The following is a 24510-nucleotide window of genomic DNA, read 5'->3' as shown; positions in this document are numbered from 1 at the left end:
CTCGTCAGGCTCATAACCTGAAGGTCGTCAGTTCAAATCTGGCCCCCGCAACCAACGATTCAGACACTCCCGTAGCCTCGGCTGCGGGAGTTTTGTTTTTTGGCGTCTTCCCAAGGGCTTGGCGCTGCGTCCACTCCAGGATGGTCGCCAGTTCGCCGTGCAGCGTCGCATAGACCTCGCCACGTGCCGGGCCCGGCTTCAGCACGATCTTCTCGATCAGCAGGCGCAGGGCCTCGGCGGCCTCGGCGCGCTCATCGGGATGGTTCAGGGCCTCTGCCAGGGCCGCGATCTTTTGCGCATAAATGCTGGCGGCGCTCGGCAGCAGGTCTGGCTTGTCCGCAGGCGCGTCCGTGAGCAGGGCGGTCAGCTCCGCCTTGCGGGCTTCGAGCCCGGTGAGCTTCTGCTTCATCGAGGAATGATACATGCCGTCGGCGATGGCCTCGACGATTCCCGCGATTTGCTTCTCGACCTTGGGCAGTTCGGTACGCCAGGCGTCGCCATTGGAGCGCCGCTCGCGGTTCAGCCGATTGGTCTCCTGCGCATAGGCGCGCATGGCCTCTTCGACCATCTCCGGCGCCATCATCCGGTCCCTCAGGCCAACGAGCACGCGGCTTTCCAGGACGTCCTGACGGATACTGCGGCTGTTGTCACAGGTCGCCTTGCTGATGTGGTTCGAGCATGCATAGCGCTGCGGGCCGCGGAGGGAGTAGGGGCCGGCGCAGCAGCCGCAAAAGATCAGGCCGGACAGAAGGGTGCGGGGGCGGCGCGCGACGTTCAGCCGGTTGCGCCGGTGATGCTCGCGCACCCCTTCCGTCACCTTCGCGAACTTATCCGCGATCTCGTCCTGGCGGGCGCGGGCGGCGTCCCAGAGCGCGTCATCGACGATCCGCCACTCGGGAACATCCTTGACGATCCAGGAGGCCTGCGGGTTGAGCCGGGAGACGCGTTTGCCGGATGAAGGGTCCTTGATATAGCGAAGGCGGTTCCAGATGAGGCGGCCGATATAGAGTTCGTTGTTGACGATCCCGGTGCCGCGCTTCGCATGGCCGCGAATGGTGGTATCGCCCCAGGGCTTGCCGCCAGGGCCGGGAATGCCCTCGCTGTTCAAGGTCCGGGCGATGCTGCGCGGCGCGACGCCGGCGGCAAACATCGCGAAGATGCGGCGGACGACCTCGGCTTCACGGACGTCGATGGTCCGGTCGCCCCGGATCGGCTCGCCATGCGCATCGAACTGCTTCACGACCTTGTAGCCGTAGCAAAGACCGCCGCCGGACTTGCCGGCCTCGACGCGCCCGCTCATGCCGCGGTGCGTCTTCTCGGCGATCTGCTTGAGCGCCAGCGCGTTCATCGTGGCGGTGAGCCCGACATGGAGTTCGCTGATCGCGCCCTCCGACAGGGTGACGATCTGCACGCCGGCGAACTGGAGCTGCTTGAAGAGCGTCGCCGTGTCGGCCTGGTCCCGGCTCACCCTGTCCAGACCCTCAGCAAGGACGAGGTCGAACTCGCCGTCCAGGGCCGCCTGCAGCAACGCCTGGATGCCGGGCCGCAGGATCATGCTCGCCCCTGAAATCGCCGCGTCCTTGTAGGTGCCGACGACCTTCCATCCCTCGCGCTCCGCACGCTCCCGGCAGACCCGGAACTGGTCCTCGATCGACGCCGCACGCTGAAGATCGGACGAGTAGCGGGCGTAGATCGCGACGCGGGTCATCGGGACGCCTTCTGAACGGGGCCCATCATCACAGGCTCTCGGGGGTCGGGTACAAAAAATATCGAGATCGTCTGCGCCGCCTTCAACCCTTCTTCCCCTTCGGCTGCGATCCGGGTCGTAAATCCTCCTCGCCCTTGGACTGCTCGCGCGCGATCTGGCGGCCAACAAGGCGGGCTAACTGGCGCGCAGCTTCTTCGCCGGTTTGCGAGAGTTCGGGCGGCTGGCCGGTGTTGGCCGTGACCGACACAATGCCGCCCCCGGCCGGCTGGCCAGGGGCGGCATTGTCTTTTCCTGGTCTCGGCTTCCTGGCCATGGCCGCCTCCGGTGGGGAGGCTGACCAATCTGAACATATTGCGCGCCAGGACCAGAGGCGGAGCTTCGGGAATCGAGCTTCCCTCAGGAGTAGAGGATGAGCGTATCGGCGATGATGCTCTCCTGGAGGCTCAGCTCCTTGTGGGAGAAGCCAACCGTGCGCCCCGTCCGGATGGTCAGGACGATGGCGCACTTGCCGCGCATGGCCTGGGCGCAATACAGGATCAACTCGCGGCGCAGCGAGGTGTAACGCGCCTTGTCGCCGGCGATCATCTCGAGGACCTGATCGAACAGGTCCCACTCCGGCGAGATGGCATGCTCCTGGCCGGGCTCCAGGCGAATGTCGTCGGCGATGAACAGGGCCTGCGCCATGTGGCAGGTCACGACCATCCGGCCGGTCCGGGCGAGGTCACCGATCGCGATCAGCCACTCATAGATCAGGGTGTCGCGGGTGGTGTCGCGCCAGATTTTCGCCGGGTTGAACCGCCCATGCAGGGCCAGGAGTGCCCGGTTCGGCCAGTACACCTCGTAGTCGCCACGGGTTGCCTTGTAGACGATGCCGTCGACGGCGAGCTCCAGGATTGCGCGCCAATCGTCACCGTTCGATCCGCGGAAATTGAAGGCATGAACCTTGCGGACGTTGCTGCGCAACTCATTGGCGAGGAGGAGCGCCTTGAACGCGGCCTCGACGAGCTCGACGCCATGGTCGTAAAGTGTCGCGGGGGCGTCCACGCCGTGCTCGGCACGCCACTTGATGCCGAGTTCGACCAGGCCGTCGTGGAGCGGCTTGCACCAGGGTCCATTCGGGCCGGGACGCAAAGCCTTCCAGACGTTGTAGGTCTTCTGCAGATCCCTCGGGGCCCCGACCATGTCGGCGTAGCGGGGATCACGGCGCAGGATGCCATGGCCGAGCTCGTAGGAGAGGGCTGAGGGGGCGTGCCGCCTGATGAACTGGAAGAGCGTAAGAATGTACAGGATGAGCACGAGCTGCGCATAGCTCATCGCTGCAGGCTCCGGCCGGCGGATCAGGTCGGTAGCGTAGGTGAGCTCAACCGCGAGGTGCTGTTGATCCTGCGGCCGCAACCGTTTCCGGTCAGTGGGGTCCGAGATGATCGAATCGACGCCGACGGTGACGCGGCCGCTTTTCTGATCGGTGGTCGCCGCGGTGATCGCATTCGGAACGAGCGACAGACCATCAGGGTGGACGGCGTTGGGATTGAGATACCGCAACTGCTGATGCGCAGCGCTGATCACCGGCGTCCCGACCCTGGGTGCCTTCATCCCTTTTGCCGGCTGAGGCGGGCGAATAGCCGGCCGCATCGTCTCACTGACCGTCCGCTGCGACCAGAGGTCACCGAGAGGCATGTGGCCGTGCTTGTTCACGAATTTCCGGGAGACGATGAAGCAGCGGACCGCCTCCTCGCCGCGGGCGATACACGCATTGAGCCTCATCAGACCATCGATCACCTGGTAGCCGGTCTCGCTGGACTTGTCGGGCATCAGAAGGATCGGCTGGTAAAGGCGCGGCTCGGCCGCCATTTCGCCGTCGCTCTCGGTGTTGAACTTGGCCGGCGTCTTGATGAAGGGCTTCCGATGACGCGGAACCGACTTGATGACGACCTCGATCGGCATCTCCTGGACGGGATAGCCGTCTTCCGAGGCGACTGCCTCGTTGATGCGGCTGGCGACGAGATAGATGGCGATCAGCAGGCCGCCGACGTCGCGGACCTCTCCGGGCCAGGCCGAAGCGAGGTCGGAGCCGCAGAAGTGGCGGAACGCCGCCACAACTGCCTGAGCGAGTTTCTTGAGCATTTGAATCTCCAATTTTTCGGCCGAATCAGCCATGCCTTGAATGATCTGGGACGAATTGGAGATACGAAACGTGAACAAGAAGTGGTGGTTAATGGCGGGCGCTTCTGATTGATCGAGTTCACTTGATCGCGAATTTCGACTGGTAGATCTCTCTTTCCACAGCGACCACTCCGTCACTGTCGGCGACGATGTAGTGCTGCGCAGAAATCTTGCCGCCGTCGATGTCGATGAGCGCCCGTTTGGCCGAACCGATTGTCGGCGATGGGGCTCTGGGAGTATGGCCCGCCGCGAGAACCGCGATGCGGGACATCTCGACTGCCGCCCTCTCGGTGATGAGGCCGATCACGATCAGTGCCTTGCAGCCACCGGCCACCGCGCTGACGACCTCTTCACGCCCGACCACAGCGGTCGACCCCATGTAGCGGCCGTCGATGACCGCGATGCGGTCCTTGGTGTCGGAGCGCAGGAGCTCGTTGAGCTCCGCTGTACCCTCATGGACGGCGATGGGCACCGCAAGCCCTTCGAACTCGGTGATGCCCGTGTAGTTCATCAGACCTGGAAGGAAACCGACATAGAGACCCAGGGCCTTGGAGGTCTCAGAGGTCTTGAAGCGGGACATGGTATTCTCCGATGAACACGTGGCCGGTCGGGTCCCGGCCTGCCGGCGCTGGATGTGGCGCCCGCGGGATTATCGAAGACCATCGAGCAAAGCCCACGGGGCGAGCTTCGGTAAATTTTGCTAGCCTCCTCCGCGGCTTAGGGAACTGATGCCACGAAAGCTCGGCGGGACGCCTCCAGCAAGCGCATCCCGCTATCTTGAGCTGATCGAGATCGGCTATCGAGCAATCACGCGCGCGGTCGGAACGCCTGCCCGAACCCCTGTGCCTGCGACTTCCAGCTCGCGGCCTTGCGCCATTGCGGGCGCAAGACATGGTCATGGATGATCAGCTCGACGATACGAAGAAGCCGGTCCGCATCGTCGCCCCGCGGGCGGAAGAAGTAGAATTCCTGCGCCGCGCTGACGCGCTTCATCTCGCCGAAGCCGTAGCCGGTGTGGCGCATGAGCTCGGCGGGCTCGATGCCGATCAGAGCGCAATGCGCGCGGCCGGCGTCGCTGTCGAGCCAGGGATTGAGCGCGGCATGGCGCATCCGATGGTGCAGCTCCTTGTCGAACTCCCTCACCGACATGGATTCCGGCAGGCGCACCGCCAGCGCGCGCTCCGTCAGGGCCACCGGCGATCCGCGCAAGGGTGCCGTCGGCGGCAGGATGTGTTGCAGCATCCAGTTGTCGAACCCGAGGTCCGAGCAGAGGTACCCGTCGGCGCTCGTGGTCAGCGAGCCGTAGCGATCGGCGTTGAGCTCACGCAGCCGATCGCGGATGTTGACCTGGGCGGTCACCGAGACCTTGTGGATGGCGATCCTGAGACGGCGCGCCAGCCCCAGCAGCCCGGTCGCCGTCGCGAGCCGATGATCCTCGCCGCACCCGGCCGCGTAGACCCAGACCAGCTTGCCGGGCTTATAGTTCATTACGAAGCGCTCGTTGATGAAAGCGTTCTCCTGAAGCCGGAACACGCTCTTGCCGCCGATGCGCGGCCAGCGGGTCGGGTACCATTCGGTGACCGCACCGGCGGATCCCGCCGGCAGCAGCCGGCTGCCGACAGCGCGCTTCGTCGAAGCCGTATCGGTCTTGGCCTGTTCATTCGTCGTCATGGTCGTGATCCTCGCAGAGCTTCCCGGGGGCATTCCCGATCTCACTCTCGATTCCATGCTTGTTCCGTGACCTTGAGCGGGGCGCTCAACGTCGTGCCGCCATGAACCCGATGGGTTCTGCCTTCGCAGCGCCGGCCGCCAAACGGTCCGCTGCCTCGACATCAGCGACGGTCAGATGCCTGCGGCCGGCCGCTGCGGCGTAACCGAGCGCGAGCCGCGCGACGCGCGTGATCCGCCTAGGATTGGCGCGCGCCAATCGGGAGATGACCTCGTCGCTGGGCGGGGTGATTACCCCTCGCGCCTCTTCCAGAGCCGACCTGACGATCAGGCGCGTGATCGCTAAAAGATCCTCACCACTCGGCGCGGTGATCTCGAACATGACCAGCCGGTCCTGGATAAACGAAGGCAGAGGACCGGCGTCATTTGCGGTGGCGATGATGATGGTGCCCGATAGATCGAATGGTATGCGTAGATATTCGTCCTGCAGGGCGCGGCTGTTTTCCACTTCCAGGATGCTCAGCAGGACGTTGTAGGGCTGCTCGTCGCGGTGGCTGTCGAATTTGTCGATTTCGTCAAGCACGATGACCGGCTGGGCGGTGTTCCCGCTGGTAAGGGCCTCGTTGACCACCGACATGCGCGAGCCGCGCCATGAGGTGGGGTGACCCCCGATGAGCTGCTGCGCATCGCTATTGGTGGCGCAGGAGAAGGCATGGACCGCCGTCCCGAGCGCACCCGCGATTGCTTTCGAAGCATGAGTCTTGCCGATGCCTGGCGGTCCGAGCAGAAGCAGCGGCGGCACGCTGATGGCCGCCTCGGAGATCATCGACAGCGCTACGGCTCTGTCGATCAGGTCGATGACGGTCGTGAATGTCGGGCAGGCCAGCCGAACCTCGGCCAGCCGATCGCGCATTGCCTGCGACCCGAACAGCAAGGGCCGAGCCGCACCACGCTCGTCATCGGCCATCCAGCGGAGTTTTTCGAACCTGACCTGCTCCTCGGTGCTTAGCAAAGGCTGAGGCAGGCCGAGTTCGACCTCGTCGTCGAACATGTATGGCCGGCCGTAAATGCGCTCGAGCTGGTCCAGCAGCGCGGTGCGATCATAGATCGCGACCTCGCGAGGCGGACAAGCACTGTTATCGAGGAGAGGGTTGGCCGCGGCGTCGCCGACCACATGCTCATCTCGATTGATCGGGCGCGCGCGGCTCCGGCGCTTGATGCGAGGAGTGGATTCATAGGCAGGGATGGTGTCGGTCATCATGTGATCTCAGTGGGCGGGCTCGGTCGAGCTGCACCCGGCACCACCGATCACGACGAAAGGCGCGACACGGAGGTCGCGCCTTCAGCGGCTCAGGCTTTATGGTGTGTTCTGGCTCAAGCTCAGTCGAGGTCGGTGACGGTCCGCCCGAGCTCGACCGCCCATTCGATCGCGGCCCGCATGTGGTCGGGGTCATGGCCGCGCGGCGCGATCAGGTCGAGGGCGGCTCGCTTGATGGCGAGGTCGTCGTCATCGAGAGCCCGGCACACGCCGATCCTGGCCAGCCGCGCATAGGCGAGAAGCTTGGCGCCCCTGAGCGGATCGTCGAGGAGTGAGGGATCCGAGATCTTGCCCTGCAGGCGCCGCCAGCCATCGATCTGCGCCAGCAGCGCGCGAGCGCCATGGAAGAGGTCAGCGAAGTCGATCGGCGTCTCGAGCCAGAGCTGTAGCGACCGGGCCATCGCGACCGGATAGGCTGCGGGCTCGCCCGCCGCGGCACGGAGGCAATGTTCGACCGAGACCGTCGGCAACCTGGCCGGCCTCATGCCTTCCTCGCTCATCGCGACGAAGTCGCCGCCGCACATCCGGCTGACGCGGTAGACGATGCTCGGCTCGCCCGAGCGGCGGGCCTGTCGGCGCAGGGCGCGCCGCAGATCGGCGCGGGCGCGATAATCCGCCTCGCTGTGCGACGCGATCAACATGGTTGCAACATTGCCGCAATTGATCAGGATCGCCCAGGCTTGGACAGCATCGGCTTTGAGGTCGTCGGCCTTGACAATGCTGTCGCCCAGGGCCGTCAGCAGGGCTTCGATCTGCGCGGCGTGGAACTGGGCTCGCGTCCGAACCGGCAATAGCGATGGGCGCTCGCGCCAGACCGAAGCGCATCGCCGAAGCAGGGACTGATCCTCGTCGCCGAGGAACTCGAGGGCCTCAAGCTCGTCGACGACCCCGACGAGCCGGAGGTCGGTGGCGGCCGAATGCCAGGCCGTCGCGATGTCGGCGTTATTGCTCAAATTCACGGAATTGCTCTTTTCATGAGGGGTGATCTGCTCTCTGCAGTGCCCGTCCTCCTCTTCTCCAACCGCGCCGCCTGAACGCGAAAGGGCGGCACCTCGCGGCGCCGCCCTTCGGAGACCTATGGTGAGGAGGCTATAAGCCGACCTACACGATCGGGATCCAGCTCGGCTCGTTCACGACCGTGGCGGTGGGTCGCCAGCCATGGGCCGGCCAGGCGGCCTCGGTGTAGAGATGCCGGATGGCCGCCTGCATGTGCGCGGGATCGCCACGGCTGGCGCGCTCGTTGATGATCGCGACGAGCCGTTCCTTCGCCGTAGCCTCGGCCGAGTGCTTCAGCGCTGGCCAGATCGCGATCTGCGCCGCGGCCAGGTAGGCCAGGATGAGCGCGCCCTCCCGTGCCAATCGCAGATCGTGCGGATCCGCCCCTGACTCTTTGGCGATACCCCGCAGGCGATCGGCTATCGCGAACATCTGCTCGACCCGTGCAAGCCGGCCCTCGAAGGACGGCTCCGCCTTCAGGAACAGGCCCCAGCGGGCGATCTCACGAGGCGCGAGCAAGATCTCCCCTGCCGAGGGCGGCGTGAGATCGACGAGGTCGAAGTTCCTGACGGGCCAGCGCGCCAGCCCACGATCGTCTGCGGTTGGACCGGAAGGCCTCGGCGGCAGCATGAGGGGCCCAGGATCGAAGGCGGCGCGCTGATGCCGGATGCGGGTCGCGGTCGCGATGTCCAGCATCGCGGCCTCGCCACGCTCCGCGTCATCTCCGTGAAGAGCGCTAGCCTTCGCCAGTGCCATCTTGGCTTCAGCGTCCTGTGCGGTGCTGCAGGGCCAGATCGAGACGATCGCGCTGCAGGATAGACCCGCGATGGCGAGCGCAACCCAGGCCCGATTTTGCGCGTCGGGGTGATTGCTGCCGATCAGCAGCCGGCGGGCCTCATCGCCGCAGCGCTTGGCGTCGATGGCCATGGCCTGAAGGTCAGGCGCGCAGCGCCGGAACGCCACCAGCTCCGCGACCGAGGGATCGTCACCGACGTTTTCGGTGATCGCCATCAGCGGATCGCGGATAGCCTCGGCCCGCCCCTCCTGGCCGCCGCGATGTGCGTCGTCGTGCGGCGCGAGGGGGCCGCGTGAACCGTCTCTAATCATGTCTTGCTCTCTCGTGGTCATAGCCCTGTCGGCTACGCCCCCTCAGGTCCCTGGAATGCGAAAGGGCACCGCGGTCCGCGGCGCCCTCCCGGCAACTTCGGAACTGCTCCGGTCCTGATCAGAGCCGCTTGAAGCGGGCGGCAGCGTCCTGCTGCATGCGACGCAGCTCCTTCAGGCGATCTGCCATCGCGGCGGCAAACATTACGATGTCCCTCAGGCGCTGGTCGACGAGGCGCTGAGCCAGTTCATCGATCCGGGGCCGGCCGGGCTGGTCCCCGGCCGTGATCGCGTCGATCAGACAGGCCCGCGCGAGATCGGCCGCCGCCAGCAGGTTCGCGCCGTGGATGGCGCGCTGAAGCCGGTCGAGACGCTCGGGATCGAGATCGGCATCCTGCTCGATTGCCCTGGCGAAGCGATCGGCATCGTCGAACTGCAGTGCTGCGCGCTCGACCAGGAGCGCAGGCGCGGCCAGTTCCCGCGCGAAGGCCATGAGGCTCAGCCCCTGCTCGAGGCCGAGTACGGCCGGGCGACCATCTCGCGCGTCATCGAGGGTGGGCACGGTGGCCGCATGGAACACGGTCTCGACGACGTCGACGTCGCCGATATCACCATGCGCGAAGGCCTTCCGAGCGGCCTTGACGAAGTCGGCATCTCCACCGACCGCCGCGATGACATCGCCGAGGACGCGTCGGCGCGCAACGAAGTCTACGGCCAAGCGCGGCGGCGCCAGCGCGACCGCGATCGTCGAAGCCGCGTTTAGGACGGACAGTCCGATCAGCATGTCGAGGTAGAAGGCGACCTGCGCCCGATCCGAGGTGCCAGCGAGCGACAGGAAGCGGCTGATCTCGACAGCGTGCCCGATGGCGCGCGCGGCGATCTCGCCGACCTCATGGGTCTCGGCGGCGAAGCTGGCGTAGCCTTTCTCCGCGCCAGCGGAAAGCGACAGGCGGTCGCTGAAGGCCGCGAGGTCGTCGGTGACCGCTCTGATCGGCAGTTCGAGCTCGATATCGGCGAGTGAGGCAGAGGAGATGGTCTTCATATTCAGTCGTCCCAGTTCCTTGGGGGTTACGGCTACGTAGCCGCGCTTTCCCTCCGTCCTGAGAATCGAAAGAGGCGTCCGATCCCGGACGCCTCCCTCATGTTCTCCTGCTCGGCAGGTGATCAGACCAGCTCGTTCCAGTCGAACTGGAGCCGATCGCGGGCGCCCACGGGCAGGGTCTTGATCCAGGCCGCCTCGGCCGTGACGTGCCGCACCGCCGACTGCATCGCCGGAGGATCGCCGGCCTCGCCGCGGTGGTTGATCAGCGCGACGACCTGCTTCTTGACCGCCAGCGCGTCCCGGTTGTGGATGGGCCAGATCATGACCTGGCAGGCGGTGAGGTATCCCATCAGCCGGGCGCCCTCAGCGGCCGCCAACAGCTCGCTGGCATTGCCGGGTCCGCGGCTGGCAAGCTCGAGCAGCCGGTCGCAGGCCTCGAACATCTTGGCGGCGCGCTGGAGAAGCGCGTCGAGATCGGGAGCGGATCGGGCGAACCGGCTCCATTCGACGATCTGGGTGTGGGCGAAGGCCGGAAGGCCGCCGCGTTTCGGCAGATGCTCGACGAGGTCGAAGCGCTCGAGCGGCCACGTCGCCAGACCCCGGTCCTCGCTCCGCGGTGCAGGCGGCGCTGGCGGCAACATCAGCGACGGCACCGCGAAGGCGCCGCGCCGCCAGCGGATCCGCCGGGCGGTCTGCGCTTCCATGCTGCCCTCGAAGTCCTTCTCGCGCTTGTGCAGCTGCACGCCCGTCCTCTGGTCGAGCGCGAGCTTTGCTTCCGCAGCGTCGAGGTCGTCGGCCGGCCAGAGCGCAACAAGCGCGATCAAGCTGATGCTCATGATCTCGAGCCCGCCGCAGACGGCCTCGCCGATATCGTCGCCGCTCTCGCGAGCCAGCCAGACGCGGAACTCCTCCGAATGCAGATTTTTGGCGTTTCGCGCTGCATTCTTGAGGTCGAGCGGCTGGCGCCTGAACGCGACCAGTTCGGCCATGCTCGGATCATCGCCTGCGGCGATCTCCATCGCCACCGCGATCGGATCGCGCAGGGCGGTATCCGCCGGCTCGTCGATCGCCTTACTGCTGCGCGGGGCGAGCGAGCGGCCGCCCTCGTTCTTCCTGGTCATGCTTCAAACTCTCATTGGGGTTACAGCCATCCCGGCTGCGCTTCCTCGTTCCCGGAATCAAAAAGGCGCCCGGTCTGGCGCCTTCGTCGTCAGGGCAGATGGTTCTGCTTCACGCCGCCAACTGGAAGGACTGACTGCGCTGACCCAGCCAGCGCTCGATCTCGTCGAGTTGAGCGCGGCGGCCCACCTCGTCTTCGGCGAGCCCGGCACGCAGCTCCGCAACGCGCCGCAACGCCCCAGCCAAGGTCAGCCACGGCATCTCATCCGTTGTGGTCAGCCGATGTGCCAGCCAGTCGCGCCCGCGCTGCCGTGCGGCGGGCGACAGCAGATCGGGCGCCTCCAGAAAGGCGAGACGATTTGCAAAGGCGCGCAGGCGCTCATCCGCAATCGCCTCGGCCGCGAAAGGAATGCGCTGCTCCCAGGGAAGGTGGTGCCAGGTCTGACAGGCGCGGGCATCGGCATCGGCGACGAACCGCTCATAGAGCCGGGCCTCCGGCCAGAAGCTGGGCTCACGGTCTGCATATCGTGCGGTTAGGGCCAGAGGCAGCGTCTTCCAGATCCCGTCATGCGCATTGATTTGCTGCAGCCGGTCGCGATGCAGATCGGCGGCCGTCTCGTCGCAACCCGTAGCGACGCGAATCTCCGGCCATGGCAGCAGCATCGGCTGGGCATTGAGCTTGACGGTTCGCACGGGTCTTTCGCCCCTGGAAGCCAAGGCAGCGGTCAACTCGGTCTGCGACCGATCCAGCCAGCTTGCCGGGTCGATCCGGAGATCGGCCAGCGCCAGGCTGGACGGGTTGGTTGGCGAGGTCATTAGGGGCGCCACCGGCACGATCCTGCCGAAAGCGACCAGGCCAAACACACCGCCGGCTTCAAGCCGTCGCTGCACCGAGCGCTTGTCGGCATTTTCCATCAACGAGGCGACGAGATCTGGCGCCCGTTCGCGCAGGAGGCGGAACAGAGCGATGGTCGCACTAACATCGTTCAATGCGTCATGTGCCGCGTCCTCATCGAGATCGATGGCGTTGGCCCGGCAGACCTCGCCCAGGCGGAAGACCTGCCGGCCATCCCGCTCGGGGATCCGGATTGCATCCGGCCTCAGGGTCGCGATCGCTCGGGTCATCGTGAGCACATCGGCACGACAATTGCTGTCGAGCGAGGTCAGATACGGCGGCAGCAAATTCTGAAACAGCGCCGCGCGGAGGATCTCCTCGTCATATGCAAGGGTGTTGTAACCCATGATGACGGCCGGCGCCGATCTGGAAATGAAGGCGGCGATCTCCCGGAGCATCTGCGTTTGGCTAAGCGGAGCGTCGGTCAGGTCACGCGGACGCAGGCCTGTGACCATCAGGGCATCAGGTGACGGCACGACGTGGTCGGGCACGCGCGCGCGAAGCACCAGCTCTTCTTCGACGACGAGATGCTCATTAGTGCGGATGAACGCGGACTGCACGGGAACGTCGAAGGCTGGGGACAGGCCGGTGCATTCCAGATCGTAGAAGATGTAGCCGGCCATCAGTGCACACCCCGCTCGGGCTCGCTGCCGAACGGCAGCTTGGTCAGGACGACACCGAGATCGGTCGCATCCGCCCGCATCGCCGCCTCGATCATCGGCGCGGCGCGCGAGCGACGATACTCATCATCGTCGCGGGCCATTTCCTCGTAGACCGCGATCTTCAAGCTCAACGTTGCATGGTCGAAGGCCGGCGGCTCGGCCAGGATCAAGGCGAAGCGCCGGGCAGCCGCTCGAGCGCCTTCTCCAAGCTGGCGGCCGTTCAGGCCGCCATATTCGTTGTAGATCCTCGCGGCATCGGCTTCGAGAAGCCGGGCATGGGCCATGCAGGCCTCCCACTTCCGATACAGCGTCTCCGCATCCGGCTGGGAGATATAGGCGCGCTGGTACAGGCGCAGTTCGTCATCGGCAGGCAGGGCGGTGTCGCCGCCCAAAGTGTTCTCGCTCATCAGGCTTGCTCGGTCGGAGTTCAGACCTGCAGCCGCCCTCGTCCGGACCAAAGCTCGCAGGGGTTCTCGTTATCGAGTTCCGGCCTCACGTTGTTGCCGGTTACGGATAAAGAGGCGGTCTGGCGCCGGCCCTTCCATCTTGGCGCTCTCAGCCCCCGATTTCCCAGCATTAGCTAACGCGCAAACGTGGCCCCGAGCTGACGCCGGGAGCGTCCGCTTTCCGGCAATCCAATTCCTACTGTGTTGCGAATCCGAACACTGGCCCTTAGCTGCTGGGATGTAGGCCTGACGCATTTCCGCGTCGTCGTCGGGATGCCGCGAGAGCAGGCGCAGCATGATCTCGCGGCCCCGTGTGCGCCTGTGTGATCGTGGCGCAAAATGGCAAGTCGGCGGCAGGCAGGATCGCTAAGCATCGCTCAATCGATGTGTGTTTCCGATCCGATATGGCCTGGCGATGATCCATCACCGTTCGCGTGCAATTTGCGGCGCCGTCTGCCTCGTGGTCATAACGGCATTCTGCGGTGCGGAGCCCGGGCTCGCCGCTTCGGGCGTGCGGGCGGTCGCCAAACCATACCAGTTCGATGAGAGATGGTCCGCCTTCACCGGCTACAGGGCCATGAAGGCCGACTACCGCAACGGCAACTTCATCTACAACGCGCTGCAACAGGGTCCCTGCTTGGCGTGAACGCACGCTTCTGAATCCAAGACCGCCTCGACAGGAGATCACGATGATATCGCGCTCGCTTCGCTCGGCCTGCGTCACCCTCAGCCTTCTCGCGCCGGCCGCCGCCATGGCTCAAGGCGCGCCAAAGCCGAATATCCTCTACATCGTCGCGGACGATCTCGGCTGGGGCGATGTCGGCTTCCACGGCTCCGACATCAAGACGCCGACGCTCGACAGGCTCGCCAACGAAGGCGCCGCGCTCGACCAGTTCTACGTCCAGCCGATGTGCACGCCGACGCGCGCAGCACTGCTGACCGGGCGCTATCCGATGCGTTACGGGCTGCAGAGCTTCGTCATCATCCCGGAGCAGAGCCATGGCATCTCGCTCGACGAGAAGCTGCTGCCGCAGATCCTCAAGGAAGCCGGCTACAGCACTGCGATCATCGGCAAATGGCATGTCGGTCATGGCGACAGGAAGCTCTGGCCGAGGCAGCGCGGCTTCGACTACCAATATGGCGGCCTGATCGGCGAGATTGACTACTATACTCACAAGATCCAGGGCGTCACCGACTGGTATCGCAATGACAAGAAGCTCGACGAGCCGGACTATGTCACCACCCTGCTCGGCAAGGATGCAGTGCGTTACATCGAGGCGCATGACCCGGCCAAGCCGATGTTCATGTATCTCGCCTTCACCGCGCCACACACGCCCTTCCAGGCTCCGCAAGAGTATCTCGACCGCTTCAAGTCGATCGCCGATCCGAACCGCCGCACCTATGCCGCCATGGTCAATGCGATGGACGATCAGATCGCGGCGGTTCTCGCGGAACTGCAGAAGAAGGGCATGCGCGACAACACCCTCGTGGTCTTCCACAGCGACAATGGCGGCACGAAATCGGCGGCTTTCGCCGGCCAGATCGAGACCAAAGGCGCGCTGCCCGCGAACAACGGGCCGTTCCGCGACGGCAAGGGCTCGCTCTACGAAGGCGGTACCCGCGCGGTCGCGCTCGCGAACTGGCCGGGCCATATCAAGCCCGGGAAGGTCGACCAGCCCCTGCATGTCGTCGACATGCTGCCGACCCTTGCCGCGCGTGCCGGCGCCAGCACTTCCGGGACCAAGCCGCTCGACGGCAGCGACGTCTGGCAGACAATCAGCCAGGGCGCGCCGTCGCCGCGCAAGGAAGTCGTCTACAATGTCGAGATGTTCCGCGGCGCCGTCCGACAGGGCGACTGGAAGCTGTTCTGGCGGACGACCTTGCCGGCCAAGCTGGAACTCTACGACGTCTCGAGGGATCCGGGCGAGACGAAGGACCTCGCCGCCGAGAACCCGCAGATCGTCGCCGCGTTGCAGAAGCGGATCGACGATCTCGCCAAGGAGATGAGACCCTCGCTGTTCTTCCAGGCGACCTTCAAATCCTATCTAGGCCGCCATGCGCCGACCCCGGCCTTCCCCAATGACGATGCCTTTTTCGCCAGCGGGGACTAGGCCGAGGGCATCACACGCAGAATGCCGTTGCAACCGCCGGCGGCTGGGGCATGATCGAACGGCATGCCCCAGCGTCGTCTCGCCGGGCGCGATTGCGGCGGCATGGGCGGGGGCCGGATGTCACACGCTGCGGCCCGGGCGGCCCTGTTGCACATGTTGCCGGCCTATCTGGCCTCGGCTGATGTCGAGGCCGAGACCGTGTTTCGACGCGCAGGCATGACGGTGGACGACGTCCACTCTTCAAAGATCGTTCGTCGCTCGCAAATCAACTCCGCCCTGGCCTTCGCCGCCGATTATGTCGGCATGGCGGAAATCGGCCTCGCCCTCGGAGGGATGGCCGAGCCCGACAGGCTTGGCCCGATCGGGATGGCGATGAAGGCCGGAGTGACCGTTGAGAGCTGCATGCGGGCGCAAATGGCGACGATGCCGGGCATGCAGTCCCATGTCGACATCCGCTTGAACAGGGTTGGCGAAGACGTCGTCTGGTCGCACCGCCCCGTCGGCGACGACGAAACGGCCTGGCTGCTCTACGAAGGAGCTGCCGCCTTCAACGTCACGATGTTGAAGTGTCTGCTCGGAGACGGCTGGGCTCCCGAGCGCGTTACCTTCCCACATGCCTGCAAGGGGCGCCGCCAAGTCTACGAAGAGTTCTTTCAGGCGCCGGTCATCTTCGCTCAGGACGAGGAGCTGCGCATTCATTTCCGGCCCGATGTCTTGTCGAGACCCCTATCAGGGGGGCAACATCGCTCCTCGCACGAAAACGTGGCTCCATTCAAAGTCGAGGGGCTCGACCGTTTCAGGCTTGGTGCATCCGATATTGAGCTTGCGATCGTCCGCATGATCGACGCGACGATCCCCCACAAGCCGATCACGCTGCACGAGGCAGCGACTATCCTCGGATTATCGCCGCGGACCTTGCAGCGTAGGCTCGACGAGCACGGCATCGTCTTCGAGCAAATCCTCGACACAAGGCGCCATGGCCTTGCCATCCGCCTGCTCATGGAGCCCGGCGTCAGCGTGACGAATGCCGCGATGCTCCTCGGCTATTCCGACGCCGCTCATTTCCATCGCGCCTTTCGCCGCTGGGAGGGGCAGTCGCCGACGGACTACCGACGCTTTGGCGCGATGCTCCTCCCCAGATAACGCGCGCGAATACCAAAATGCTCCAACTCTCACCAATAGGCCAGCGCAACCAGACTAGCCGAAAGCAATCCTTCCGGACGTCCGGACAGGGCTAGCTCAGGCCGAACATGCGCGTCTGGCTCATACCTGAGATGGTCAAAGGCCGACTTCACTGTTCTTTACCGAACGTCCGATTTCGGGCCATGTCCCAATGTCCGGCCCTGGCGCTTAGCGATGGAGCGGATGAGCTATAGTGGTTTCGGATGCGGCATCCCGACGGAGGATGCGTTATGGTTGTCGAAGCTCAACCGATCCATCAGCGTCCGGCCTGGAATACCGGACGCATCATCGGCCCAAAACCGCCGCTGAAGCCGCGCCACATCTGGGCCATCAGGACACGTCTTCAGCACGACCGGCGCGTGCGTGATCTGGCGATGTTTAATCTAGCAATCGACAGCAAGCTGCGAGGCTGTGATCTGGTGCGACTGCGAGTGGGCGATGTCGTGCTCGGCGGAACCGTGAGGTTGAGAACGTCGATCATCCAGCAGAAGACCGGCCGGCCGGTGCCGTTTGAGCTAACGGACCCGACGCGGGAGGCGCTCACTGCTTGGCTCAGGAAGCGACCAGGTGAGAATGGTTATTGGCTCTTTCCCAGCCGCAGTCGGCCGGGCGACCATGTGACGACCCGGCAGTACGGACGGCTTCTGGACGATTGGGTCGCGCTGATTGGATTGGACCCTGCACTCTACGGTACCCATAGCCTTCGCCGCACGAAGGTCGCCCTGATTTACAAGCGCACAGGCAACCTGCGGGCCTGTCAGCTGCTGCTAGGGCACTCCAAACTGGAAAGCACCGTACGCTACCTCGGCATCGAAGTTGATGATGCACTGCTCCTGTCTGAGCAAATAGATCTGTGATCAGTTCGGCGCGGCGGCAATCGTCGCGCCGAACGTTGCACCAGACTGCATCTTTACTCAACGCACGCTGGGGCTATCGACACACCCTCTCGGCGATAATCGATCGGGGGGCGACCCTCCCAGCGTAGGAACGCGCGGTTGAAATGCGACGGTGCCGAGTAACCCAGCCTCATCGCGACTTCCGTCACACTGATGCGCTCATCCCTCAGCCAGGCTGTCGCAAGCTGATGTCGCCGGTCGTCCAGGATCTGTTCGAAAGGGGTACCGTAATCATCCAGCCTGCGCTGAAGCGTGCGGGACGACAAACCCAAGATACGAGCAGCGGTGTACAGCGTAACGGGGCGATGGGCCAGAGATGCGTCGACCATACGGCGGACTGCGAGGTCGATATCGCTCGCGCTCGGCCGGAAAGCGCCGATCGGTTCCTGACTTGTCGGGTCGGGGAAGCGAAAGCCAGCCGAATTTTTCGCGCGCAACGGTGTCGAGAGATCGGAGCGCTTCATGTGGATCCGCATTGCGCCTTGGTCTCCGAAGCTGACCGGCGCGCGGAAATGATCCTCGTAGCGCGCACGCTGTCCTTTGCAGCGATGGGGAAAGCTGACATGGCTGGGAGCCCAGCCGTCGCCGAGGAGTTGGCGAAGCATGGCGACGGTGAAGGCCCCGGCGCCTTCGTGCAATAGCCAGCATGTCTCGTCGTCGCCGACAAGACGATGCGTCCAGATGATCTCGTCTTCGCGCTTCTGCAGAACGATGGCGGTATGCGACTGCATCGTCGGCATCAGTTTGATCTGGGCCTGGAGGCAGGTTTCGGCGGTCGCGCCGGCCTTCATCGCGAGACCGATCGGACCGAGTTGCGCAGGGTCCGCTGTCGCGCCAAGAGAAAGGCCGATCTCGGCCATCCCGATACTGCGTGCGGACAGTGCGAGAGCGTGGTGAATCTGCGATCGGGAAACCACCTTAGCCGACGCAACGTCGTCCAGGCTCATGCCGACTTGGCGAAAGACCTTGTCGGGCTGCACCCCAGCCGCCGCCAGATGCGCTGGCAGCATGTGGATCAGAGCGGCTCGGGCTGCGGCGCGTGACATCTGGCCCCCCGCCCATGTCGTCGCATCTGGATCTGCCCCGCTGATGACGTAAGGGCAGATCCCATCATGATCCATACCGCGCGGTATGCAAGAGAATTCACGCCTCGGTTGTGTTATATGACGCGCCGTCGATCAGTCACCGGTGGCGAAGAAGGCGTCTTCGTTGGGGAAGGCCGGTGCCGGGACGTTGCGGCCGAAATAGGCCTTGAACGTCGACTGGAAGAATAGCGAGGGCTTCGATTCCCTGGCGAGGTCGTCGATGCGCTTCTGCAGCGCGGCGACAACAGGTTGGTTCTCGGCGGCGAGGTTCTTCGTCTCGCCCGGATCCTTGGCGATGTCGTAGAGCTCGACCTGCGCCGGCAGCGTGGTGCGCCAGAACAGTTTCCAGTCCCCTTGGCGGACGGCGCCGCGGAACATCTCGACATTGTAGACGATTTCCTTGCGCGGCGAAGGCACGCCGGTGCTGATCGTCTGCCAGACGTCGCTGCCGTCGAGCGGCTTGGTCCCTGCGGTGCCGGCGCCAGCCTGGCCCGCGAGCGTCGGCAGCATGTCGACGACGTGCAGCGGCTGGTCGACCTTGCCAGGCTTAATGCGGCCGGGCCAGTTGGCCAGCGCGACCGCGCGCGTACCACCCTCGTAGAGCGAGCCCTTGCCCTCCCGGAACGGCGCGTTGCTGGCTGGCAGCTTGCCCTCGGTATGGATCTGGCCGGCGAAGGTCGCCGAACGCGTGCCGCCATTATCGCTGTGGAAGACGACCAGCGTGTTCTCGCGCATGCCCTTCTTCTGCAGGGCGGCGAGCACGGCCTTGATCTGATCGTCCATGGCGTTGACCATGGCGGCATAGACGCGGCGGTTCGGATCGGCGATCGACTTGAAGCGGTCGACATACTCCTTCGGCGCCTGGAACGGCGTGTGCGGGGCGGTGAAGGCGAGATACATGAACATCGGTTTGGCCGTGTCATGTGCCTCGATGTAGCGCACCGCGTCCTTGCCGAGCAGAGTGGTGACGTAGCCGGGCTCGTCGAGCTTCTTTTCGTTGCGATACCAGTCGGTCACGCCCTGGATCTTGTGCGTGTTGTAATCGATCTCGCCGATCAGGCCGCCATATTGATAGTCGAAGCCGCGCTGGCGCGGCCAGAACTTGCGGTCGGCATGGCCAAGATGCCACTTGCCGATGATGGCGGTGTTGTAACCGGCTTCCTTCAGGAGCTGCGGCAGCAGCTTTTCGTCCAGCGGGATGCCGTAGGTCTGCTCGGGCAGGATGACGAAGCTCTGCAGGCCGTAGCGCAGCGGGTAGCGGCCGGTCATGAGCGCCGCACGGGTCGGCGTGCACATCGGCTGAACGTAGAACTGGTCGAGCGCCGCGCCTTCGTTGGCGAGCTGGTCGATGGTCGGTGTGCTGATCTCCGAGCCGTGGAAGCCGACATCGGCCCAGCCCAGATCGTCGGCGACGATGTAGAGGATGTTCGGTTTCTTCGCGCCTTGCGCCATGGCGGCGGCAGGAGCGAGAAGAGTCAGGGCGATGCAGGCCCAGCGAAGCGAGCGCGAGATCATCGTATTCTCCTGTCGGCGCGATAATGGCATTCAGAAGCGCGCGTTCAGGCCGAGCACCGGGCCCTGCTGCAGCGCATTGTAGATGAAGTCGCCGTTCCGGTAGCTCACCTTCATCGCGCGGTAGCCGGCGAAGGCGGAGATGCTGTCGTTGAAGGCGTAGCCGAGACCGCCGAAGACATCCCACTCGTAGCGGGAGCCGCCCTTACCGACGAAGCCGATGGTCGTGGCATAGAGCGAGGGGGTCAGGTTCACCTTGAGGCGGGCGCCGACGACGCCATCTGCCCATTGCTCGCTTTCGGCAAGCTTCAGGGTCACCGGCAGCACCTGCACGCGCAGCGTGTTTTTCATGGCGAAGCCGCGCACGCCGGCGAAGGCGTCGATGCTGTAGGCGGGATCGTCGATCAGCCGGTATCCAGCGGCGGCCAGCCCGATGAAGGCAGCGCTGTCGACCTTCACGCCGGCCGGATAACCGGCGGGGTAGACCGTCTTGTTCGGCGAGATCTTCGACGCGATGAGATCGACGAACAGCAGGTAGCGGTCGTATCGGACCTCGCCTGCGCCCATCAGGCCGCCGTCGAAATTCTTCATCACCTGGTCGAAGCCGATCGATACCTTGGCCGCCGGCAGCGGCGGCAAGGTGCGCAGCCTGCCCTCCAGGCCCGTCGCCCAGAGATAGGCGGATGCCGTGAAGGTCAGGCGCGGCGGCAACGGCTGCGGCGGTGCGGGCTCCTGCCTGGCAGAGGGAATGTCGGCGGCGAACGCAGCGGAGCCGGCGGTCAGTGCCGCAGCGAGCAGGGGTGCGACCGCAACCGGGCGGCGGGAAAAGCGCATCGTCATGGGTCCGTGTCTCAAGGCTATGAAGGGGGTCAGGGCTGTTTCGGCGCGACGCAGTAGTTCCAGTAGCCGCGCGTCTTGGTCGCATCGGACCAGAACCAGCACAGCTCCGGCGACGGTGCCTTGGGCACGCTGTTGACCGCGGCGACGGCGACGACCGTGCCGATGGTCACGCCCGCGACAACTCGGCCCCAATACCAGGGGCGCACGGCTGGAACGGGCCTGACCGGTGCGACCACGACGGTGCGGTGATGATGATGGACGCTGCGATGAGGAGCATGGCGGACCGCCCGATGCTGGGGCCGGTAGACTCCGGCGGGCTGCGCGATCGCGACCTCGGTCGATGCGGGAGACAGGAACGACAGCGCGGCGAGCAGGACGGCGAAGCCGGATCCGAGCAGGTTTGGACGGGTCATCGTGAAGCCATGCGGGCAAGGGCGTCGGGACGACGATGCTTAGTGGGGACACGCGGTCCCGACTTACCATTTCGCGCCAAAATCCGGTGTGCCTCCTGATCGCGCCGTCGGGACGACGCCGGGCGCACGACGTGGTAGCCGACAACAATGTGGCGCGACCGGATCCGCGATTGTCGAGAGCTGTGCTTCCTGGCGCCCTGGATCGTGCTGGTGGCGGCCGCCTTCGTCGCGACCGCATTTCTGACGTCCGGCGCGTCCTCGCGAAATACGGCTGAGAAAGCCGCTGCGCCGACCCATGTCGGGTCGCAGGCCTGCGCCGGCTGCCATGCCGCGCAGACGGTCGCCTGGACCGCCTCCCACCATGCCCACGCGATGGACCATGCCCGGCCCGAAACGATGCGCGGCGACTTCTCGGGCGTGGTCGTCGAGAGCGCTGGTCTGCGAGCCCGCTTCTTTCGGGAGGGCGACGCCTATCGCATCGAGACTGCCGGAAGCGACGGCGCATCGGCCGTCTTCACCATCAGCCACAGCCTCGGCTGGGAACCGTTGCAGCAATATCTGGTGACCTTTCCGGACGGCCGCATCCAGACCCTGCCCTGGGCCTGGGACACGCGCCCGGTCGCCGCCGGCGGGCAGCGCTGGTTCCTGGTCTATGGCGACGAGCCCATCGCGCCGTCCGACAGCCGCTACTGGACCCGGCTCCAGCAGAACTGGAACCATATGTGCGCGGAGTGTCATGCTACCGATCTGCGCAAAGGCTACGATGCCGCTGCCGATCGCTTCCGAACCACCTGGTCGGAGCTGGGCGTCGGCTGCGAGGGCTGCCACGGCGCCGGCGGCGGGCATGTCGCCTGGGCGCGGTCGGGCGCGGCGACAGGCGATGCGCTAAAGGGATTTGCATCCGTGGCCGCGATGCGGCCGGTCCCGGACTGGACGCCCGCCCCTCGGACCGGCAGTCCGGCCTCGGGCGTCGCGCGGCCAGCCGGCGACGAGGTCGAGACCTGCGCGCGCTGCCATGCGCGGCGCGGCCAGATCGGCACCGATTGGCGCCCCGGCCGCCCGATCGCGGAGACCCACAGCCCGGTCTCGCTCTCGGCCGGGCTGTTCGAGGATGACGGGCAGATGAAGGACGAGGTCTTCAACGACCACGCCTTCAAGCAAAGCCTGATGTATCGCAAGGGCGTCGTCTGCAGCGACTGCCACGATCCGCATTCCGGCAAGGTTCGGGCGGAAGGCGCTGCGATCTGCAGCCAGTGCCACCAGCCGGAGCGCTTCGAGAGCGTTGCTCATACCGGCCACGCCCCTGGTCCCGGAAAACCCGATTGCATCGGCTGCCACATGCTGGCGCGGACCTATATGCAGGTCGACCGGCGTCATGACCATTCCTTCCGGATTCCGCGTCCGGACCTCACCGTCACGATCGGCGTGCCCAATACCTGCAACGCCTGCCATGCCGACCGTCCCGCGAGCTGGGCGGCGGACGCCGTGGCACGCTGGCATGGTCCCGAGCGCAAGGGGTACCAGACCTACGCCGAAACCTTCCATGGCTCGCGCGCGAGCGATCCGGCGGCGCGCGAGGCCCTGCAGCGGCTCGCCGTCGATGCGCAGGTGCCGGCGCTCGCGCGCGCCACGGCGCTGGACGAGCTTGCAGGCTGGCCGTCCGCAGCCAGCGAGGCCGCTGCGGCAAAGGCCCTGTTCGATACTGATCCGGTCGTACGTGCCGCCGCCGTCCGGCGGCTCGAGGGACAACCGGCCGACAGAAGGCGTGCCGCGCTGCCGCTGCTGAGCGACCCCGTGCGTCTCGTCCGCGTCGCCGCCGGCTATCTGCTCGCCGATTTCGCTCCCGAAAGCCTTTCGGCCGCTGATCGCGATGCGTTGCCGATAGCGGTTGCGGAATATGAGGCCGCTCAGGCGATCGATCTCGACCGGCCCGAGGCGCGGGCCAATCTGGCCTTGCTGCGGATCAGGCAAGGCCGCCAGAACGAGGCCGAGGCTGAGTATGTCTCAGCGCTGAGGCTCGATCCGGGTGCGGCTGCGATCGCCGTACAACTGGCCGATCTCTATCGGCGAACCGGCGGGGAAGCCGAAGCGGAGCGCGTCCTCCGCGGCGCCCTCGCCGCCGCTCCAGATGCGGCGATCGCGCATCACGCGCTCGGTCTGTCGCTGATCCGCCAGAAACGGCTGGAGGAAGCGCTCATCCAGCTGAAGGCCGCGAGTGACGGCGATCCCGCAACCGCTCGCTTTGCCTTCGTCTACGCCGTCGCTTTGCAATCATCGGGCAAGCCGAACGAGGCGAGGAGCCTGCTCGAAGCCGCATTCGCGCGTCATCCCGCCGATGCCGACATAGCGGCGGCTTTGCTGCAAGGCGCGCTGCAAGCCGCCGATACCGTCAGGGCTTCCGCGCTCGCGCAGCGCCTTGTCATGCTGCGGCCCGACGATCGGCGTCTCGCCGAATTGGCCGCAAGGCTGCGCCGCTAGAACCCGCCGCGGACAGGTGGACCGGTCGGGTCGATCCGACCCGACCGGAGCGGCCGTTACTGCCAGCTCTTGCTGACGGTCGGCAGCAGGAGCTGCTTTTTGTTCTTGGCGCAGGCGGTCTGCACGGCCTTCTCGTGGCGGGCGAAGGCCTTGACGTCGATCTTCGCCGCATCCTTGTCGGCGGAGGCATAGCCGGCCGTCCAGGCGCTGACGATCAACTGCGTCTCCGGGTCGGAGCCGATGAAGTCGCCGCAGGTGATGCCGGCGGCATCGATCGAAGCCGGCCCGCCGCGGACCGCCGTGGCGTTGCGGGAGGCCGTCTCGATCAATGACATCACCGTCGCGGACGGGTTGGCCGCACACCATTTCTGCATGGTGGCGATATTGGCATGATAGACTTGCAGATTGAGCTCGGTGCGCCCGGCCTTGCCGTTGAACCAGCCGCTCATCCACGCCGCGAAGTCGCGCTTCGCAGGCGGCGTCATGGCCTGGTAATCGCGGCAGGTCGCCCGGCTGATGTCGTACTGCATCTGCGCTTGGCTGGCACTCGACAGGCCCAAGGCGCAGAAGAGCGCGGCAGGTAGAATGGTCTTGCTGATCTTCATCATCGTCATCCCAAAGGTAGGTCAGTGGTGCCCGCCTCCAGGACTAGCGTTTCCAGCAAAGTGGTTGCTTGCCATTTCGCGCCAGCAGGAAGCCGGTGAAGATCAGCTGCTGCCATCGTTGCAATGCGCCAAGCAGGTGATTGAGCGATATCGGGCCGGCCAACGCCCGGTTTGCGATGTCCGCTTCTGGGCAAGTCTCCAGTGACGGCTTATGTGAAGGGTTTCGGATGCCGGCCCGTGCGAGCTGGGATGGTCCGGGTTGAGGGC

At 65.4% G+C, this 24510-nt stretch carries 23 protein-coding genes; 5 read left to right on the top strand and 18 right to left on the bottom strand.

Going from position 1 to position 24510, the window contains the following annotated elements:
• Positions 1–10 precede the first annotated feature (10 nt).
• The 12 genes from ACODTJ_RS27285 to ACODTJ_RS27230 all read right to left on the bottom strand — a co-directional run bounded on the left by ACODTJ_RS27285 (position 11) and on the right by ACODTJ_RS27230 (position 13082).
• The gene (locus ACODTJ_RS27285) at positions 11–1708 is read right to left on the bottom strand and encodes a recombinase family protein (RefSeq protein ID WP_488851121.1); all 1698 of its coding nucleotides are present in this window, start codon (positions 1706–1708) and stop codon (positions 11–13) included.
• A gap of 82 nt (positions 1709–1790) precedes the next feature.
• Positions 1791–2021 carry a hypothetical protein gene (locus ACODTJ_RS27280; RefSeq protein WP_488851119.1) on the bottom strand — a complete coding sequence of 77 codons (231 nt, stop codon included), beginning with the start codon at positions 2019–2021 and terminating at the stop codon, positions 1791–1793.
• Positions 2022–2104: 83 nt separating this feature from the next.
• Positions 2105–4009: a hypothetical protein gene (locus tag ACODTJ_RS27275; RefSeq protein WP_488851117.1), complete on the bottom strand. Its 1905-nt coding sequence runs from the start codon at positions 4007–4009 to the stop codon at positions 2105–2107.
• Positions 3951–4451: an RraA family protein gene (locus ACODTJ_RS27270; RefSeq protein ID WP_488851115.1), complete on the bottom strand. Its 501-nt coding sequence runs from the start codon at positions 4449–4451 to the stop codon at positions 3951–3953. The genes ACODTJ_RS27275 and ACODTJ_RS27270 overlap by 59 nt, the downstream gene beginning before the upstream one ends.
• A 227-nt stretch (positions 4452–4678) precedes the next feature.
• Positions 4679–5542: a hypothetical protein gene (locus tag ACODTJ_RS27265; protein WP_488851113.1), complete on the bottom strand. Its 864-nt coding sequence runs from the start codon at positions 5540–5542 to the stop codon at positions 4679–4681.
• Between the two features lie 85 nt (positions 5543–5627).
• A complete protein-coding gene (locus ACODTJ_RS27260; RefSeq protein ID WP_488851111.1) occupies positions 5628–6800 on the bottom strand; it encodes an AAA family ATPase in 1173 nt (390 codons plus the stop codon).
• A 119-nt stretch (positions 6801–6919) separates the two neighbouring features.
• Positions 6920–7816 (bottom strand): hypothetical protein, encoded by an 897-nt coding sequence (locus ACODTJ_RS27255; RefSeq protein ID WP_488851109.1) that lies wholly within the window; start codon positions 7814–7816, stop codon positions 6920–6922.
• 142 nt (positions 7817–7958) lie between these two features.
• Positions 7959–8981, bottom strand: a complete 1023-nt coding sequence (locus ACODTJ_RS27250) for a hypothetical protein (protein ID WP_488851107.1) — start codon at positions 8979–8981, stop codon at positions 7959–7961.
• Positions 8982–9078: 97 nt separating this feature from the next.
• Positions 9079–9999: a hypothetical protein gene (locus ACODTJ_RS27245; protein ID WP_488851105.1), complete on the bottom strand. Its 921-nt coding sequence runs from the start codon at positions 9997–9999 to the stop codon at positions 9079–9081.
• A gap of 122 nt (positions 10000–10121) precedes the next feature.
• Positions 10122–11120, bottom strand: a complete 999-nt coding sequence (locus tag ACODTJ_RS27240) for a hypothetical protein (RefSeq protein ID WP_488851103.1) — start codon at positions 11118–11120, stop codon at positions 10122–10124.
• A gap of 109 nt (positions 11121–11229) precedes the next feature.
• Positions 11230–12636 (bottom strand): exonuclease domain-containing protein, encoded by a 1407-nt coding sequence (locus ACODTJ_RS27235; RefSeq protein ID WP_488851101.1) that lies wholly within the window; start codon positions 12634–12636, stop codon positions 11230–11232.
• Positions 12636–13082 carry a hypothetical protein gene (locus ACODTJ_RS27230; protein WP_488851099.1) on the bottom strand — a complete coding sequence of 149 codons (447 nt, stop codon included), beginning with the start codon at positions 13080–13082 and terminating at the stop codon, positions 12636–12638. The genes ACODTJ_RS27235 and ACODTJ_RS27230 overlap by 1 nt, the downstream gene beginning before the upstream one ends.
• A gap of 454 nt (positions 13083–13536) precedes the next feature.
• On the opposite strand from ACODTJ_RS27230, the gene ACODTJ_RS27225 reads away from it, so the two are divergent.
• The 4 genes from ACODTJ_RS27225 (at position 13537) to ACODTJ_RS27210 (ending at position 17271) form a co-directional block, all read left to right on the top strand.
• Complete coding sequence (locus ACODTJ_RS27225; RefSeq protein ID WP_488851097.1) at positions 13537–13767, top strand: hypothetical protein; 231 nt, start codon at positions 13537–13539, stop codon at positions 13765–13767.
• A gap of 43 nt (positions 13768–13810) precedes the next feature.
• Positions 13811–15232, top strand: a complete 1422-nt coding sequence (locus ACODTJ_RS27220) for an arylsulfatase B (RefSeq protein ID WP_488851095.1) — start codon at positions 13811–13813, stop codon at positions 15230–15232.
• Positions 15233–15385: 153 nt separating this feature from the next.
• A complete protein-coding gene (locus ACODTJ_RS27215; protein ID WP_488851093.1) occupies positions 15386–16375 on the top strand; it encodes a helix-turn-helix transcriptional regulator in 990 nt (329 codons plus the stop codon).
• 269 nt (positions 16376–16644) lie between these two features.
• Positions 16645–17271: a tyrosine-type recombinase/integrase gene (locus ACODTJ_RS27210; RefSeq protein ID WP_488851091.1), complete on the top strand. Its 627-nt coding sequence runs from the start codon at positions 16645–16647 to the stop codon at positions 17269–17271.
• Between the two features lie 53 nt (positions 17272–17324).
• On the opposite strand, the gene ACODTJ_RS27205 is transcribed toward ACODTJ_RS27210, so the two are convergent.
• The 4 genes from ACODTJ_RS27205 to ACODTJ_RS27190 all read right to left on the bottom strand — a co-directional run bounded on the left by ACODTJ_RS27205 (position 17325) and on the right by ACODTJ_RS27190 (position 21160).
• The gene (locus ACODTJ_RS27205) at positions 17325–18356 is read right to left on the bottom strand and encodes a helix-turn-helix transcriptional regulator (RefSeq protein WP_488851090.1); all 1032 of its coding nucleotides are present in this window, start codon (positions 18354–18356) and stop codon (positions 17325–17327) included.
• Between the two features lie 132 nt (positions 18357–18488).
• Positions 18489–19910, bottom strand: a complete 1422-nt coding sequence (locus ACODTJ_RS27200) for an arylsulfatase B (RefSeq protein ID WP_257735753.1) — start codon at positions 19908–19910, stop codon at positions 18489–18491.
• 30 nt (positions 19911–19940) lie between these two features.
• Positions 19941–20741, bottom strand: a complete 801-nt coding sequence (locus ACODTJ_RS27195; RefSeq protein WP_488851088.1) for a hypothetical protein — start codon at positions 20739–20741, stop codon at positions 19941–19943.
• A 35-nt stretch (positions 20742–20776) separates the two neighbouring features.
• The gene (locus tag ACODTJ_RS27190) at positions 20777–21160 is read right to left on the bottom strand and encodes a hypothetical protein (protein WP_257735755.1); all 384 of its coding nucleotides are present in this window, start codon (positions 21158–21160) and stop codon (positions 20777–20779) included.
• Positions 21161–21307: 147 nt separating this feature from the next.
• Here ACODTJ_RS27190 and ACODTJ_RS27185 point away from each other — a divergent pair, with 147 nt between their 5' ends.
• Entirely contained in the window at positions 21308–23638 is a 2331-nt protein-coding gene (locus ACODTJ_RS27185; protein ID WP_257735756.1) for a multiheme c-type cytochrome, read from the top strand.
• A gap of 56 nt (positions 23639–23694) precedes the next feature.
• Here ACODTJ_RS27185 and ACODTJ_RS27180 read toward each other — a convergent pair whose 3' ends face one another.
• Both ACODTJ_RS27180 and ACODTJ_RS27175 read right to left on the bottom strand, forming a co-directional pair.
• The gene (locus ACODTJ_RS27180) at positions 23695–24246 is read right to left on the bottom strand and encodes an HdeA/HdeB family chaperone (RefSeq protein ID WP_310094751.1); all 552 of its coding nucleotides are present in this window, start codon (positions 24244–24246) and stop codon (positions 23695–23697) included.
• Positions 24247–24286: 40 nt separating this feature from the next.
• Positions 24287–24510 (bottom strand): hypothetical protein (locus tag ACODTJ_RS27175; RefSeq protein WP_488851085.1); only part of this gene is annotated, 224 nt, incomplete at its 5' end.

The sequence above is a fragment of the Allobosea sp. FG18 genome (assembly GCF_057809495.1).
This window is presented reverse-complemented; position numbering and strand designations above follow the sequence as displayed.

Bases quoted from the DNA above. Each gene is read 5' to 3' on its own strand.
- ACODTJ_RS27285 (WP_488851121.1), bottom strand. From the start codon at position 1,708: ATGACCCGCGTCGCGATCTACGCCCGCTACTCGTCCGATCTTCAGCGT.
- ACODTJ_RS27280 (WP_488851119.1), bottom strand. From the start codon at position 2,021: ATGGCCAGGAAGCCGAGACCAGGAAAAGACAATGCCGCCCCTGGCCAG.
- ACODTJ_RS27270 (WP_488851115.1), bottom strand. From the start codon at position 4,451: ATGTCCCGCTTCAAGACCTCTGAGACCTCCAAGGCCCTGGGTCTCTAT.
- ACODTJ_RS27265 (WP_488851113.1), bottom strand. From the start codon at position 5,542: ATGACGACGAATGAACAGGCCAAGACCGATACGGCTTCGACGAAGCGC.
- ACODTJ_RS27260 (WP_488851111.1), bottom strand. From the start codon at position 6,800: ATGATGACCGACACCATCCCTGCCTATGAATCCACTCCTCGCATCAAG.
- ACODTJ_RS27250 (WP_488851107.1), bottom strand. From the start codon at position 8,981: ATGACCACGAGAGAGCAAGACATGATTAGAGACGGTTCACGCGGCCCC.
- ACODTJ_RS27245 (WP_488851105.1), bottom strand. From the start codon at position 9,999: ATGAAGACCATCTCCTCTGCCTCACTCGCCGATATCGAGCTCGAACTG.
- ACODTJ_RS27240 (WP_488851103.1), bottom strand. From the start codon at position 11,120: ATGACCAGGAAGAACGAGGGCGGCCGCTCGCTCGCCCCGCGCAGCAGT.
- ACODTJ_RS27235 (WP_488851101.1), bottom strand. From the start codon at position 12,636: ATGGCCGGCTACATCTTCTACGATCTGGAATGCACCGGCCTGTCCCCA.
- ACODTJ_RS27230 (WP_488851099.1), bottom strand. From the start codon at position 13,082: ATGAGCGAGAACACTTTGGGCGGCGACACCGCCCTGCCTGCCGATGAC.
- ACODTJ_RS27225 (WP_488851097.1), top strand. From the start codon at position 13,537: ATGATCCATCACCGTTCGCGTGCAATTTGCGGCGCCGTCTGCCTCGTG.
- ACODTJ_RS27220 (WP_488851095.1), top strand. From the start codon at position 13,811: ATGATATCGCGCTCGCTTCGCTCGGCCTGCGTCACCCTCAGCCTTCTC.
- ACODTJ_RS27215 (WP_488851093.1), top strand. From the start codon at position 15,386: ATGTTGCCGGCCTATCTGGCCTCGGCTGATGTCGAGGCCGAGACCGTG.
- ACODTJ_RS27210 (WP_488851091.1), top strand. From the start codon at position 16,645: ATGGTTGTCGAAGCTCAACCGATCCATCAGCGTCCGGCCTGGAATACC.
- ACODTJ_RS27205 (WP_488851090.1), bottom strand. From the start codon at position 18,356: ATGTCACGCGCCGCAGCCCGAGCCGCTCTGATCCACATGCTGCCAGCG.
- ACODTJ_RS27200 (WP_257735753.1), bottom strand. From the start codon at position 19,910: ATGATCTCGCGCTCGCTTCGCTGGGCCTGCATCGCCCTGACTCTTCTC.
- ACODTJ_RS27195 (WP_488851088.1), bottom strand. From the start codon at position 20,741: ATGCGCTTTTCCCGCCGCCCGGTTGCGGTCGCACCCCTGCTCGCTGCG.
- ACODTJ_RS27190 (WP_257735755.1), bottom strand. From the start codon at position 21,160: ATGACCCGTCCAAACCTGCTCGGATCCGGCTTCGCCGTCCTGCTCGCC.
- ACODTJ_RS27185 (WP_257735756.1), top strand. From the start codon at position 21,308: ATGTGGCGCGACCGGATCCGCGATTGTCGAGAGCTGTGCTTCCTGGCG.
- ACODTJ_RS27180 (WP_310094751.1), bottom strand. From the start codon at position 24,246: ATGATGAAGATCAGCAAGACCATTCTACCTGCCGCGCTCTTCTGCGCC.